Source organism: Gulosibacter sp. 10 (assembly GCF_900163695.1).
Classification (GTDB): Bacteria; Actinomycetota; Actinomycetes; order Actinomycetales; family Microbacteriaceae; genus Gulosibacter.
Window position 1 is genome coordinate 71021 of the sequence record NZ_FUIC01000033.1, and the last position, 13136, is coordinate 84156.

At 72.2% G+C, this 13136-nt stretch carries 13 protein-coding genes; 5 read left to right on the forward strand and 8 right to left on the reverse strand.

Annotation, left to right across the window (positions count from 1 at the left end; all coding sequences use genetic code 11):
- Window positions 1-127 precede the first annotated feature (127 nt).
- From FM112_RS12365 to FM112_RS12390, 6 genes are all read right to left on the reverse strand, one after another.
- Window positions 128-1585 carry an NAD(P)/FAD-dependent oxidoreductase gene (locus FM112_RS12365; protein WP_087007998.1) on the reverse strand — a complete coding sequence of 486 codons (1458 nt, stop codon included), beginning with the start codon at window positions 1583-1585 and terminating at the stop codon, window positions 128-130.
- An 18-nt stretch (window positions 1586-1603) separates the two neighbouring features.
- Window positions 1604-2293 carry a YitT family protein gene (locus FM112_RS12370; protein WP_087008000.1) on the reverse strand — a complete coding sequence of 230 codons (690 nt, stop codon included), beginning with the start codon at window positions 2291-2293 and terminating at the stop codon, window positions 1604-1606.
- Window positions 2294-2998 carry a YitT family protein gene (locus FM112_RS12375; RefSeq protein ID WP_087008002.1) on the reverse strand — a complete coding sequence of 235 codons (705 nt, stop codon included), beginning with the start codon at window positions 2996-2998 and terminating at the stop codon, window positions 2294-2296.
- The gene (locus FM112_RS12380) at window positions 2995-4152 is read right to left on the reverse strand and encodes an FAD-dependent oxidoreductase (protein WP_087008004.1); all 1158 of its coding nucleotides are present in this window, start codon (window positions 4150-4152) and stop codon (window positions 2995-2997) included. Before FM112_RS12380 ends, FM112_RS12375 begins: the two co-directional genes overlap by 4 nt.
- A 110-nt stretch (window positions 4153-4262) precedes the next feature.
- On the reverse strand, window positions 4263-4808 hold the full coding sequence (locus FM112_RS12385; protein WP_087008006.1) for a YceI family protein: 546 nt from the start codon (window positions 4806-4808) through the stop codon (window positions 4263-4265).
- 165 nt (window positions 4809-4973) lie between these two features.
- The gene (locus FM112_RS12390; protein ID WP_087008008.1) at window positions 4974-5519 is read right to left on the reverse strand and encodes a YceI family protein; all 546 of its coding nucleotides are present in this window, start codon (window positions 5517-5519) and stop codon (window positions 4974-4976) included.
- A 127-nt stretch (window positions 5520-5646) separates the two neighbouring features.
- Between FM112_RS12390 and FM112_RS12395 the strand changes: the two genes are divergently transcribed.
- From FM112_RS12395 to FM112_RS12415, 5 genes are all read left to right on the forward strand, one after another.
- Window positions 5647-7485, forward strand: coding sequence for an alpha/beta-hydrolase family protein (locus FM112_RS12395; protein ID WP_176386813.1), 1839 nt, complete (start codon window positions 5647-5649; stop codon window positions 7483-7485).
- A 107-nt stretch (window positions 7486-7592) separates the two neighbouring features.
- The gene (locus FM112_RS12400) at window positions 7593-8633 is read left to right on the forward strand and encodes an iron chelate uptake ABC transporter family permease subunit (RefSeq protein WP_087008012.1); all 1041 of its coding nucleotides are present in this window, start codon (window positions 7593-7595) and stop codon (window positions 8631-8633) included.
- Window positions 8630-9688, forward strand: coding sequence for an iron chelate uptake ABC transporter family permease subunit (locus tag FM112_RS12405; RefSeq protein WP_140400680.1), 1059 nt, complete (start codon window positions 8630-8632; stop codon window positions 9686-9688). Before FM112_RS12400 ends, FM112_RS12405 begins: the two co-directional genes overlap by 4 nt.
- Window positions 9685-10482, forward strand: a complete 798-nt coding sequence (locus FM112_RS12410; protein ID WP_087008014.1) for an ABC transporter ATP-binding protein — start codon at window positions 9685-9687, stop codon at window positions 10480-10482. The genes FM112_RS12405 and FM112_RS12410 overlap by 4 nt, the downstream gene beginning before the upstream one ends.
- 22 nt (window positions 10483-10504) lie before the next feature.
- Window positions 10505-11509 carry an ABC transporter substrate-binding protein gene (locus FM112_RS12415; RefSeq protein ID WP_087008016.1) on the forward strand — a complete coding sequence of 335 codons (1005 nt, stop codon included), beginning with the start codon at window positions 10505-10507 and terminating at the stop codon, window positions 11507-11509.
- A 230-nt stretch (window positions 11510-11739) separates the two neighbouring features.
- Here the strand turns inward: FM112_RS12415 and FM112_RS17710 are convergent, their stop codons facing one another.
- Both FM112_RS17710 and FM112_RS12425 read right to left on the reverse strand, forming a co-directional pair.
- On the reverse strand, window positions 11740-12300 hold the full coding sequence (locus FM112_RS17710) for a nucleotidyl transferase AbiEii/AbiGii toxin family protein (protein ID WP_369678172.1): 561 nt from the start codon (window positions 12298-12300) through the stop codon (window positions 11740-11742).
- Between the two features lie 265 nt (window positions 12301-12565).
- Window positions 12566-13108, reverse strand: coding sequence for a type IV toxin-antitoxin system AbiEi family antitoxin domain-containing protein (locus tag FM112_RS12425; RefSeq protein WP_087008019.1), 543 nt, complete (start codon window positions 13106-13108; stop codon window positions 12566-12568).
- Window positions 13109-13136: the final 28 nt, after the last annotated feature.

Below are 13136 nucleotides of genomic sequence, written 5' to 3' on the forward strand. Positions count from 1 at the left end.
TTGCAAAAGATTTCCTCGGCACCCCACCCGTGGCCCCACCCCTGCGGGAACGATCCCTCGCCTCGGTCCCACAAATGGTGCGCGACGCCGTCCAGACGTTCGGCATCGCTGCAGCTTTGCGCGGGATTCAGGACAGATCGACGTCTTCCGCACGAACTCCGAACACCTCGGAAAGTGCGAGCTTCGCGGCGTGCCAGCCGCTCAGGCCGTGCACGCCCGGGCCGGGCGGCGTCGAGGAGGACGCCAGATATAGCCCGGGAGTCGGCGTTTTCCACGGTGCATGCGAAAGCGTCGGTCTCGCGAGCAGCTGCGAGAGCCGCACCCCTCCTGCCGCGATATCGCCGCCGAGATAGTTCGGGTTGTACTGTCCCAGCGCCGAAGCCGTTACCACGTTGACCGCGATTATGCGATCTCGTACGCAAGGTGCGAATCGCTCGATCTGCGCGATCACCCGCTCGCGGATATCGAGCGTCGAGCCGTTCGGCACGTGCGTGTAGCTCCACACCGCGTGCAGCCCCTCCGGGTTCCGCGTCGGATCGAACTCGTCCGGCTGCGCGAGCAGCACATAGGGCCGGTCCGGGTGCCGCCCCCGCCGCACCTCGTTCTCGGCGAACGCGATCTGCGCCCGCGTGCCGCCGAGGTGCACGGTGGGCGTCCGGGCGAGGCGCGGATCGGCCCACGGGATGGGCCCGTCGAGCACGAGGTCGACCTTCGCGGCCGCGTCCCCCGGGCGGAAGCGGCGGAGCCGGCGCACGTACTCGGCGGGCAGCTCGGGCGCCGCGATCCGCGCGAGGTCCCGGGCCGAGGTGTCGAAGACCTTGACCGCGAAATCGGACAGCTCGCGCACATCCCCCACCCGCACGCCCGTCTCGATGCGACCGCCGTGGGCGAGCACATCGTCCGCGAGGGCCTGCGCGATGCGCTGCGACCCGCCGATCGGCACCGGCCATCCGGCCGCGTGCCCCGCGGCGGAGAGCACGAGGCCCACCGCGCCCGTCGAGAGCGCCGGCATCGCGCCGATGCTGTGCGCCGCCACCCCCGAGATCATCGCGGGCGCCGCCTCCTCGCGGAACCGCAGGTTCCACGCCGGCGACCCCTGCTCGAGCGTGCGGAGCCCCATCGCGGCGGCGGCGAGCGGATCGCGCGGCACGCGGAGCATGCTGCCGCCGAGGGCGAAGTCGAGCACGCCCTCGAGGCGGTGGAGCAGCGGCCGGAAGAACCGTCGATAAGCCGCGCCGTCGCGGCCGAGCTCGGCCGCCGTCCGATCGAGGTCGCGATAGGCCATGGCCGCGGGGGCGCCGTCGAGCGGATGCCCGTAGGAGGCCTCGGGCACGGCGAACTCGACCTTCTCGGCGAGTCGGAAGCGCCGGAAGAACTCCGAGGCGAAGGCCATCGGGTGAATCGCGGAGCACACGTCGTGCAGCACGCCGGGCATGGCGGTCTCGGCCGTGCGCGTGCCCCCGCCGATCGTGTCGTGCGCCTCGAGCACGGTGACCGGCACGCCCGCGCGCGCGAGCGTCACCGCCGCCGCGAGCCCGTTTGGCCCCGACCCGACCACGACCGCACGGTCGCCCTTCGATACCATCGCATCCCCCTCAGCGGCTCAATCCTCGCAGATGCGCCGCCGCCCGCCCTCCGGCCCGCCTCGCGAGCGCAACCGCGCCCAGGCCCACCGGCAGGCCTTCACCGTGAGACCCACCAGGAACACCGCCGCGACCGTGCCCTCGCGGACGCCCTCCAGGCGCCCGTAGAGGAGGAGGGAGCAGAGCACGGCCACCGCCACGATCACCAGGTCGTTGAGGATCTTGATGGTGCTGAACTCGCGGCCGGTCACCTGCGCGATCGCCGCTACGAGCCCTTCGGGCGCGAGGTAGATCGCCTTGGCGCTCACCTGGATCCACACCCCGACGCCGAGCAGCGCGGAGCCGCCGAGCGAGAGCGCGAGCTGCGCGGGATAGCCGCTCGGCTCGAGGTCGCGGAGGATCCAGAGCGAGAGATCGCACGCGGCGCCGAAGGCGAAGGCGGCGCCCACCTGCAGCACCTGCAGGGGCGGGAAGCGGCGCCGCAGGATGAGGATCTGGGCGAGCAGCATGAGGATGTTCAGCATCGCGGTGAGCATGCCGATCGTGAACGGCAGGGCGGGCTCGAGCGCCACCGGAAGGCTCGAGACGGGCGTCGTCCCGAGCAGGGCGCGCACCGTCATCGCCGTGCCCATCGACATGACGAAGACGCCGAGGAGGAACTGCGCGGTGCGGAGCAGGATGTCGGCCGGGCCGCCGATGCGGGCGGCCACCTACGCGGCCGTCCCGCCGGCCGGGCCCGCGCGCCCCGCGTCGCCCTCGCGGGGGCGCGACAGCACTGCGGGCCAGGGCACGAACCGGTGCAGCAGCCGCACGACGTAGCCGACGAGCACGGCCGCGACGATCGTGCCCTCGCGCACCCCGTGCAGGCCGCCCAGCAGCACGAGCGAGAGCAGCACCGCGAGCAGCACGAGCGCGGAATCGGTGAGCATCTTGACCGTGCTGAACTGCCGCCCCGTCACCCGGGCCACGGCCACGGCGAAGCCGTCGCCCGACAGCGTCAGCACGCGCGGCGTCACCTGCAGCCACACGCCGACGCCGACCACGAGCGAGCCGAGGAGGGAGAGCCCCAGCTGCGCGGGATACGCCACCGGCTCGATCCCCCGCAGCAGCCAGACGGAGAGGTCGCAGGCCGCCCCGAACGCGAAGGCGGCGGGCAGCTGCAGCAGCTGGACGGGCTCGAAGCGCCGCCGCAGCACCGCGATCTGCGCGAGCAGCAGCACGAGGTTGAGCCCGATCGTGTAGACGCCGAGGGAGGGCGGCGTCGCGTAGGAGAGCACGAGCGGCACCGCGCTGATCGGCGTCGTGCCGATGAGCGCGTGCACCGAGAGCGAGACGCCGATGGACATCACGGCGAGACCGAGGAGGAACGTGCAGTAGCGCAGGAGCAGGCTGCCGCGGCGCCGGGCGGGCGTCACGTCCGCAGCCCCGGGCGGGAGAGCGAGAACGCCTCCGGCCCCGGCCCGCCCTCGGCGAGGTCGGCGCCGATCCGCCCGATCAGCGGCGCGAACTTGAAGCCCTCCCCCGCGAAGCCGGCGAGCACCACCACCGGGCCCACCCGGTCGAGGATGAACAGGCCGTCCGGCGCGGTGGTGTAGGTGCACGCGACCGCCTCGACGCGCGAGGCGTCCACGCCCGGCAGCCAGTCCTCCGCGTAGCGGCGCAGGTGGTCCACGACGCGCTCGTCGACCAGGAACTCCCGCGTCGCCGGATCCGTCTCGGCGCCGACCGCGTGCCAGCCCGCCTTGACGCCCTCGCCGGGGGTCAGCATGCCGTAGAGCACGGGATGCCAGTAGTCCTCGCGGTAGCGCGGATCCTCGAGCCCGGCCCAGTGGTTGAAGCTCGGCCAGTCGAGCCCCGCGTCGTAGCGGGGGAAGTGCACCGGGTTCTCCTCGGTGACGCGCAGCCGCGGCAGGCCGATGTGCTTGCCGAGCGCCGCGGCGGTCCAGGCGCCGGCCGCGACCACGAGGGTGCGGGCGCGGACCCGCTCGCGGGCGCCGGTGCCCGCCGATTCGAGCACGACCTCGGCGCCCTCGTCCTCGACGCGCTCGATCTCGGCGCGCACGCCGAGCCGGATCTCCGCACCGCGGCGCACCGCCGATTCCGCGAGCGCGAGCAGCGTCTCGTCGGCCCGGATGCCGCCGGCCTCGGGCGTGTGGAGCACCGTGCCGTCGAAGCGGATGCCCGGCCACCGGCGCTCGGCCTCGTCGGCGCCGAGCACCTCGATGCCCAGGTCGCGCCCGGCCAGGCCGGACTCGCGCATCCTGCGCACGACGAGCTCGGCGGGCAGGCCGGCGCCGTGGCTGACGATGCCGGTGCCGGGCAGCAGCGTGCGGCCGGATTCGGCCTCGAGCTCCCGATAGGCGTCGAACGCGGGGCGCAGCAGGCCCAGGTGCGGCTCGTGGGGGAAGTGCGGGTTGAAGTTGCGCCGGCCGCCGTGGCTCGCCCCCGCGAGGCCGCCGATGCCGTCCTGCTCGACCACGAGCACCTCGCGGCCTCGCCGGGCGAGGCGCCAGGCGGTTGCGAGCCCCATCGCGCCGCCGCCGACCACCAGCACATCGAGATTCGCCATGCGAGCACTCTACGCCCGGAGGAGCACGGCGGAGCGCCCCGCGGGCGGGGGCGCGCCCCGCCCGCGAGCGCGGGTTGCGCCGCGCCCGGCGGTCGGGGTGGCGCGGGCGCTCAGGCCTGCAGCGCGGCCTGGCCGTCGATGAGGATGCGCACCTCGTCGCCGAGCGCGAGGCCGCCGGCCTCGGTGGGCGCGTTGCCGCTGACGCCGAACTCCTTGCGGCTGATCTTCGTCTCGGCCTCGAAGCCGGCCTTGGTGTTGCCGAAGCCGTCGACCGTGACGCCGCCGAACTCGACCTCGAGCTCGACCTCCTTCGTGACGCCGCGCATCGTGAAGTCGCCGAGCACGACGATGCCGCCGTCGTCCACCCGCACCGACTTCGAGACGAAGGCGATCTGCGGGTAGCGGTCGGCGGCGAAGTAGTCGGAGTTGCGCAGGTGCTCGTCGCGCTGGGCCTGCTTGGTGGTGATCGAGGCGACGTCGACGGTCGCGCTCACGGTCGTGTCCTCGAGCTGCTCGCCGACCTGGATGGTGCCCTCGAACCGTTCGAAGGCGCCGCGCACCTTCGAGATAGCGAGGTGGCGGATGACGAACGCGACCTCGCTGTGGGCGGGGTCGATGGTCCAGGTACCGGGCTGCAGGCCTTCGATTGCGGTCATTCGGGCTCCTTCGGGGCTTGGCGAAAGCCCTCACGCTACTGCCCGCCGCGAGGGCGCTGCAACGCCTCGGGGCGGTTCCCGCCCGCAAGGCCGCACCTGCCCGCGCGAGGCGGAGCCGGTGCGGGACGCCCGGGGCACGAGCGCACTCGTGCCCCGGGCCGCCGCCTACGCCTGGAAGGCCGCCTGGCCGTCGATCGTGATGCGCACCTCGTCGCCGAGCGTGAGCCCGCCGGCCTCGGTGGGCGCGTTCCAGCTGACGCCGAACTCCTTGCGGTTGATCTTGGCCTCGGCCTCGAACCCGGCCTTGGTGTTGCCGAAGCCGTCGACCGTGACGCCGCCGAACTCGACCTCGAACTCGACCTCCTTGGTGACGCCGCGCAGCGTCAGGTCGCCGAGCACCCGGATCTCCTCGCCCTCGACGCGGATCGACTTCGAGACGAAGGTCATCTGCGGGTGCTCGGGGGCCGCGAAGAAGTCGGAGGTGCGCAGGTGCTCGTCGCGCTGCTCCTGGTTCGTGTTCACGGAGGCGACCTCCACGGCCGCCTCGACCGCGGAGTCCTCGAGGCGCTCGCCGACGGTGATGGTGCCCTCGAAGCGCTCGAACTTGCCCCGCACCTTCGAGATCGCCATGTGACGGACGACGAAGCCGACCTCCGTGTGGGTGGGGTCGATCGTCCAGGTGCCGGGCTTGAGCCCGTCGATTGCGGTCATGCGAATTCCTTCCGTGCTGTGGCGTATGTGCCCGACCAAACATAATCCGATTCCATGAAAATGCAAGTAAATTTCCCGTGAAGTCGCCGCACCCCGGCCCCGCCCGGCACCCTGGATAATGGAGGTCATGTTCCGTCGACGCAAGCATCGCCCGCAGGGCCGCCGTCGACGGCAGCGGCCCGTGTGGCGGGAGGGCGCCCTCCGCGCGGCCTCAGCGGCTCGCAGGGCCTCGGCCCCGACGAGCGGGAAGACCGTTCGGACCTCCTCGGGCCGCGAGGAGCTCGTGGCGGCCCTGCTGCCCAACTGGTGGGGCGTGGTCGGCGGCCAGGTGGCCTCGTGGATCGCGCTCGGCCCGAGCTTCCTGCCCCGCACGTGGTGGATGACCGCCGCGAGCGTCGGCCTCTCGCAGCTCTACGGCTACGCCCTCGGCGTCGGGGCGCGCAGCCTCCGCTCGGGCGCCATCGCCCTCCTGCGGCCGCGCATCCGCCCGGGCGGGACGCTCACTGCCCTGGGCCGCGGCCTGGCCCGGCTCACCGGCGCATGGCAGATCCTGCTGCTCAGCACGATGGTGCTCGGCACCAGCGCGGCGCTCGTGACGTCGATGAACCGGCAGCGGGAGATCGCGCGGCTCGTGGACGTGGAGCCCCCGACCGCCAGGGTGCAGCTCGCCGGCATGGCCGCCGGCACGGGCGGGGTGCTCGCGGCGATCCTCGCCGTCCGCCTCTTCCGCCTCCAATCCTGGGGCACCCGCGAGCTGCTGCGCCGCTTCCTGCCCGCCGTGGCGGTCCCCTTCTCGGGCACCGCGATCACGCTCGCCCTCACCTACTTCTTCAACCGCTCGATCGTGTGGGACCGCCTGCTCCAGCGCATCCACGACGCCGCCGAGCGGAACAACCTGCGCCCGCTGCCCGGCCGCGCGCAGCCCGTGCAGCCCGAGCGCTCGGGCTCCCCCGAGTCCTTCGAGCCCTTCAACACCGTCGGGCGCCACGGCAAGGCCGTCGTCTCCGACGGTCCGCGCGCGCTCGACATCGCCGCGTTCTGGGGCGAGCCGGCGCTCGAGCCCGTGCGCGCCTACGTGGGCCTGCGCCCCACCGTGACGATCGAGGAGGCCGCGGCCCGGGCGGTGCGCGAGCTGCGCCGCGCGGGCGGCTTCGAGCGCTCGCACCTGTGCATCTACATCGGCACCGGCACCGGCTGGCTCAACGACTGGTCCATGGCGGCGATGGAGTTCCTCACCAGGGGCGACTGCGCGATGGTCTCGCTGCAGTACACCGTGCTGCCCAGCGCCTTCGCGATGATCCTCGACCGCAACTCCCCGCAGCAGACCGGCAGGGCGCTCTACCGGGCCGTCGCGGAGGAGCTCGAGCGGATGCCCGCCGAGCGGCGGCCTCGGCTCTACGTCTCCGGCGAGTCGCTCGGGGCGTTCGGAGGGCTCAGCGAGTTCCGGGACGCCCGGGACATGGCCGAGCGGCTCGACGGCGCCGTCTGGGCGGGCTCCCCGCAGTTCTCCCCGGTCTGGCAGGAGCTCACCGAGGGGCGCGCCCCCGGGTCCTCCTTCGTGCGGCCGCGGGTCGGCGACGGCTCGACCTTCCGGTTCTCGAACGGCCTCGGCGACCTCGACCGCGGCTCCGACGGCGCCGACTACGCGCCGTGGGGCCCCCGGCGCTTCGTGTTCATGCAGCATCCCAGCGACCCGATCGTCTGGTGGTCCCCCTCGCTCATCTGGCGCGAGCCGGCGTGGATGACCGAGCCGCTCGGCCACGACGTCACCCCCGAGATCAGGTGGTGGCCGTGGGTCACGTTCTGGCAGATCGCCGCGGACATGCCGATGTCGATCAAGACCCGCGGCGGGCACGCCCACCGGTACTACGAGGAGTACGTGCAGGCCTGGTCGGAGGTGCTCGGCGCGCCCGTCGACGCGCCCCGCCTCATCCGCGCGATCAGGCCGCTCGTGCACCCGCACTGATCGGCGCGGCGGAGGCGCGGGGAGCCCGCGCGAATCGGGGGATTCCATGGCTGCGAACTTAGGTTAGGGTTGCCTAAAACATTCGTATTCATGGTTCTGGAGCCGCCTTGCCGCCATCCCTCCGCGCCGCGGACGCACCGAGCATCGCGCCGGCGAGCACCCCGCGCCGCCTCGCGACGATCGTCGTGGGCCTCGCGCTGCTGGCGCTCCTCGCGGTCGCGAGCCTCTTCATCGGCTCGGGCGACATCCCGCCCGCCGAGGCCTGGCGGCTGCTGCTCGAGGGCGACGGCAGCTCGAACGCGGTCATCGTGCGCGAATACCGCGTGCCGCGCACCCTCCTCGCGATCGTCGTCGGCATCGCGCTCGGGCTCTCGGGCGCGATCATCCAGGCCATCACGCGCAATCCGCTCGCCGATCCGGGCATCCTCGGCGTCAACGCGGGGGCCTACACCGCCGTGGTGCTCGCCGCAGCCTTCCTCGGTTCCTCGCTCACCGGCGCGCACGTGGCGTTCTCGCTCGCCGGCGCGCTGCTGGCCTCCCTCGTCGTCTACGGGATCGGCACGACCGGCCCCGCCGCCGGCACGCCCACCAAGCTCGTCCTCACGGGCACGGCGTTCGGGGCCGTGCTCACGGGCATCAGCTTCGCGGTGACGCTCACGCGGCCGGAGGTCTTCGACCGCGTGCGCTTCTGGGCCGCCGGCTCGCTGCAGAACCGGCAGTTCGACACGCTCTGGGCCGTGCTGCCCTTCATCATCGCGGGCGTCGCGCTCGCCCTGCTGCTGCCCCGGGCGCTCAACGCGCTCGCCCTCGGCGACGACGTGGCCGTCGCGCTCGGCTCGCGCCCCGCGCTCACGAAGCTCGTCGGCGTGGCCGCCGTGACCCTGCTCTGCGGCGCCGCGACCGCGGCGGCGGGGCCGATCGCCTTCGTGGGGCTCATGATCCCGCACGCGCTGCGCAGCCTCGTCGGCCCCGACCAGCGGTGGATCGTGCCCCTGAGCCTCCTCGCCGCGCCGATCCTCATGCTCGCCGCCGACCTCCTCGGACGCGTGGCCGTGTCGAGCGAGCTGCCCGCGGGCGTGGTCACCGCGTTCCTCGGCGCGCCCGTGCTCATCGCCCTCACCCGCCGGAAGGGGGCGCGCGGCCTGTGACCGAGACCAAGACGCCCAGCTGGCCGTCGGCCGTCCGACCGCTCCGGCTCGGCCGCTTCAGCGCCCGCATCGAGATCCGCGCCGTGTGCTGGACCGCCGCGGCCGCCATCGCCGCCATCGCGCTCGGGCTCTACGCCGTCACGGTGGGCAGCTCCACGCTGGGGCTCCCCGACCTCCTCGACGCCCTCCTGGGCCGCGCCGACGAGCGCGCGACCCGCACCCTGCTGGGATGGCGCATGCCGCGCGTCGTCTTCGCCCTGCTCGCCGGCGCCGCGCTGGCGGTCTCGGGGGCCGTGTTCCAGTCGATCACCCGCAACCCCCTGGGCAGCCCCGACATCATCGGCTTCTCGACGGGCGCGTACACCGGCGCGCTCATCGTCTCGATCTTCGCCGCGGGCAGCGCCCTCGGCACCTCGATCGGCGCGCTCGTCGGCGGCATCCTCACCGGCGTCGCCGTCTACCTGCTCGCCTACTCGCGCGGGGTGAGCGGCATGCGCATCATCGTCGTGGGCATCGGCGTGAGCCTGTTCCTCGGGGCCTTCAACACGTGGCTGCTCACCACGCTCAAGGTCGAGCAGGCCATCTCGGCCGCGAGCTGGGGCGCCGGCGATCTCGACGACATCGGCTGGATCCACACCGTGCCGCTCCTCATCGGGGTGTGCATCGGTGTCCCCGTGCTGCTGTGGCTCTCGGCCGACATGCGGATGCTCGAGATGGGCGACGACTCGGGCCGCGGCCTCGGCGTGCGCGCCGAGCCGGTGCGCATGTGGCTGCTGCTCACCGCGATCGCGCTCGTGGCCCTCGTCACCGCCGCCGCGGGGCCGATCGCCTTCGTGGCGCTCGCCGCCCCGCAGCTCGCGATGCGGATCACCGGCACCGCCGGGGTGCGCATCCTGCCCTCCGCCGCCTTCGGCGCGCTGCTGCTCGTCGCATCCGACCTCGTCGCCCGCACGATCATCGCGCCCGAGCGGCTCCCCGTCGGCGTCGTGACCCTCTGCGTCGGCGGCGCCTATCTCGTCTGGCTGCTCGCCTCGTTCGGAAGGAAGACCCGATGACCGCACGGCTCGCCGCGCAAGACCTCAGCACCGGCTACGGGGAGCGCCGGATCATCGAGTCGCTCGACCTCGAGATCCCCGACGGCGGGTTCACCGCCATCATCGGCCCCAACGGCTGCGGCAAATCCACCCTGCTCCGCTCCCTCGCCCGGCTCATCCCGCCCGCCTCCGGCAGCGTGCTGCTCGACGGCGCGAGCATCGCGACCGTCAAGGCCAAGGAGCTCGCGCGGCAGGTGGGCCTGCTGCCGCAGAGCTCGATCGCGCCCGAGGGCATCACGGTGATCGACCTCGTGACCCGAGGCCGGCACCCCCACCAGGGCATGCTGCGGCGCTGGAGCACGCAGGACGAGGACGCCGTGCGGGAGGCGCTCGCGCGCACGCGGCTCACCGAGTTCTCGACCCGCGTGGTCGACGAGCTCTCGGGCGGCCAGCGGCAGCGCGTGTGGATCGCCATGGCGCTGGCCCAGGACACGCCCATCCTGCTGCTCGACGAGCCCACCACCTATCTCGACATCTCGCACCAGATCGACGTGCTCGACCTGTGCTCCGGCCTCCAGCGGGAGGGGCGCACCCTCGTCGCCGTGCTGCACGACCTCAACCAGGCGGCGCGCTACGCGACGCACCTCGTGGCGGTGAAGGAGGGGCGCATCGTCGCCCGCGGCGAACCGCACGAGGTCGTGACCGCCGAGCTGCTCGACGAGGTGTTCGGCGTCGCCGCCCGCGTCGTGGAGGACCCGGAGACGGGCGGGCCGCTCATCGTGCCCCGGGCGCCGGGACATTCGACGAACCGATGACATCCATCCAGGAAAGGCAATCATGACACGCATGCGAACCGCTCTCGCGAGTTGCGGCATCCTCGCGCTCGCCCTCACCGGCTGCGCCGCGGGGTCCGACGACGACGCCGGCACCGGCGAAGGCGAGGGCCTGCTCGGCACCGTCCCCGACACGCTCTACGGCCCCGTGGAGGTGCCCGAGCCCGAGGACGGCGAGCTCACCGTCGTCGCGCTCGGCTGGTCGGACGCCGAGGTGGCCCTCGCGCTCGGCGTCACCCCCGTGGGCGTCTCCGACTGGCTCGGCTTCGGCGCCGACGCGTCCGGCGTGGGCCCGTGGGCCCAGGAGGCTGTCGGCGACGCCGAGATCACCGTGTTCGAGCAGCCCTTCGGAGGCTACGACTACGAGGCCATCCAGGAGCTCGAGCCCGATGTGATCCTCAACACCCGCTCCGCCGCCGACGAGGAGCAGTTCCAGCGCCTCGACGAGATCGCGCCCACCGTGTTCGCCCCCGAGGGCACCGCCGACTTCGGCACGGCCTGGGACGTGCAGGTCGCGCAGGTGGCCGCCGCCCTGGGCCTCGAGGAGGAGGGCGCGGCGGTCATCGCTGAGGTCGAGCAGGAGATCGAGGACGTCGCCGCCGCGCACCCCGAGTTCGAGGGGATCACCGCGGTGACCGGCACGAAGTTCGGCGACGCGTACGGCGCCTATGTGGCGGGCGACTTCCGCTGGGATCTCATGGAGTCGCTCGGCTTCGAGCAGAACCCGCCGGTGCTCGACCTCGAGGCCAGCGGCTTCTACGTCGAGCTCTCGGCCGAGCAGATCGGCGCGCTCGACGCCGAGGCGGCCGTGTTCTTCCCGATCGGCTACACGCTGGACGAGATGAAGGCCGACCCGCTCGTCGGCTCGCTCGACGTGGTGCAGGAGGACCGCACCGTCTGGCTCGAGGAGGGCGCCGAGCTCACGCAGGCCTTCAGCGCCGCGAGCCCGCTGTCGATCCCGATCGTGGTGAGCGGCCTCGCCGACCAGCTCTCGGAGATCGTCGGCTAGCCCCGATCGCGCCGTCGCGGGGCCGTGGCTCGCCGAGCCGCGGCCCCGCGGCGGTTCCCCCTCCTGCTCCCGGGGGCTCTCCCGAAGGCCGTCCGGATGCCGGGGCCCGCACCGCGGAGGTGACGCGGATTTGAAAGATACGCAGGATCCCGCCGCGCAGGTGCGGCATAGGCAGTACCCCGCAGGGGAGCAAAAGTAGTCGCGTCTTGAACGGCTAGATTCTGCGGTTCTCAGCCTATCGATGCCGCGATGCGCGTGACGAACTGGTTGCCCCAGGCGGCTGCCTGTTCAACACTTTGGAGGACGTCGAGACCTTCAGCGGCTTCGGCATAGAGCGTGTCCCAGCGGATGCCGGGCGTGATGGTAGGTGGCCACGCCTGCTGCCGCCGGTAGTCGAAGAGCCTGACGCAGGTCGCAGCCACCTGCGCATAGTCGAGTTCCTCAGCCTTTTCGAGGAGTTGGAGGTCAACGAGATCGCGTGCCCGTTCGCTTCCCACCGCCGAGACAGCGTGGAGCTTCTGTGCGATCTGATGATCGGAACGCATGACCGGCACGGGATTGGGGGCTCGAGTCCGACCTCCGTGAAAAGTGCGGCGAGGTCGGCGGCGAGCTTGTACTCTGGTCCGTCTGCATCCCCGATCTCGTTGTGCCCCAGCTCGAACTTCACCGTGCACCACGATCTGCCTCGGTAGTCGAGCTTCACTTCGAAAGGCTGCATCACGTACGCCGTGGGCACGGCCGGTGGGCGAGGCGCTGCCTTCTCGATCAGCCTTCCGGAGAAGCCTGCCCACCCGGAGGCTAACGACTCCTCGAAGTCAGAGCGGAATCCGGCGAGCGGCCGGACTCGTGCCGCGTCGAGGTCTTGGGTGAAGCGTGTCCCGCGCCCGTAGCGCAGCGCCATCGCGCTACCGCCCTTGATCGCACCTTCGGGGAGCATCTGGCCGACAACGACCAGCGCCATCCCGATCCGGCGGCGCAGCGCCAGTTCTTCGCTACCCTCCAGATTGCGAATGCGCTGTTCCAGCGAGCGCACGCTCGTCGGCGGGCTGGCGTAGCTCACGACTGAAGTCCCTTCTCCACCCGCTGCCACTCGCTGGTGGTCAACAGCCCTTCGCTGCGCGCCTGCTTGGCCGCGTCCACGAGGCGCTCCATCTCGATGCGGCCGCGGCACTCGAGGATGGCATCAGCGACCGGTTGCGCCGCCAGCCCTTCGTAGAACGTCGTCCGCGTCTCGCCTTTGACATGAGTCAACTCAACGGTCGGCGGCAGTCGAGGGCGAGTACGGCGGCGGACGGCAACCTTGACCCGCCGAGGGTTCACATCGGCGAGACCGAACAACGCAAGCACCGATTCACCGTGCAGGTAGGCCCCTTCTCCCGCCCGCAGGAGTGCTTCGGCGAACTGGTCGTAGCTTGTCGGCGGGATGTCCGGCACGCGGTAGAGTCCGTACGCGATGTTCTTCAAGCCGCCCCGTGCGGCCAGCTTCGGCAGCTCGACGGCTGGCACCCCAGCCTCGACAGCTTCCCTCGTCGTGACGTAGCCGAAGTGATCGAGCGCGATCTCACGCACGATCTCTCGGTATGTCACCTTGGCAGTCATGTCACAACTATACCGAAAGCGGTAGTGT

Coding starts and splice junctions, on each gene's coding strand:
- FM112_RS12365 (WP_087007998.1), bottom strand. CDS start 1,585: ATGGTATCGAAGGGCGACCGTGCGGTCGTGGTCGGGTCGGGGCCAAAC.
- FM112_RS12380 (WP_087008004.1), bottom strand. CDS start 4,152: ATGGCGAATCTCGATGTGCTGGTGGTCGGCGGCGGCGCGATGGGGCTC.
- FM112_RS12385 (WP_087008006.1), bottom strand. CDS start 4,808: ATGACCGCAATCGAAGGCCTGCAGCCCGGTACCTGGACCATCGACCCC.
- FM112_RS12390 (WP_087008008.1), bottom strand. CDS start 5,519: ATGACCGCAATCGACGGGCTCAAGCCCGGCACCTGGACGATCGACCCC.
- FM112_RS12395 (WP_176386813.1), top strand. CDS start 5,647: ATGTTCCGTCGACGCAAGCATCGCCCGCAGGGCCGCCGTCGACGGCAG.
- FM112_RS12410 (WP_087008014.1), top strand. CDS start 9,685: ATGACCGCACGGCTCGCCGCGCAAGACCTCAGCACCGGCTACGGGGAG.
- FM112_RS12415 (WP_087008016.1), top strand. CDS start 10,505: ATGACACGCATGCGAACCGCTCTCGCGAGTTGCGGCATCCTCGCGCTC.
- FM112_RS12425 (WP_087008019.1), bottom strand. CDS start 13,108: ATGACTGCCAAGGTGACATACCGAGAGATCGTGCGTGAGATCGCGCTC.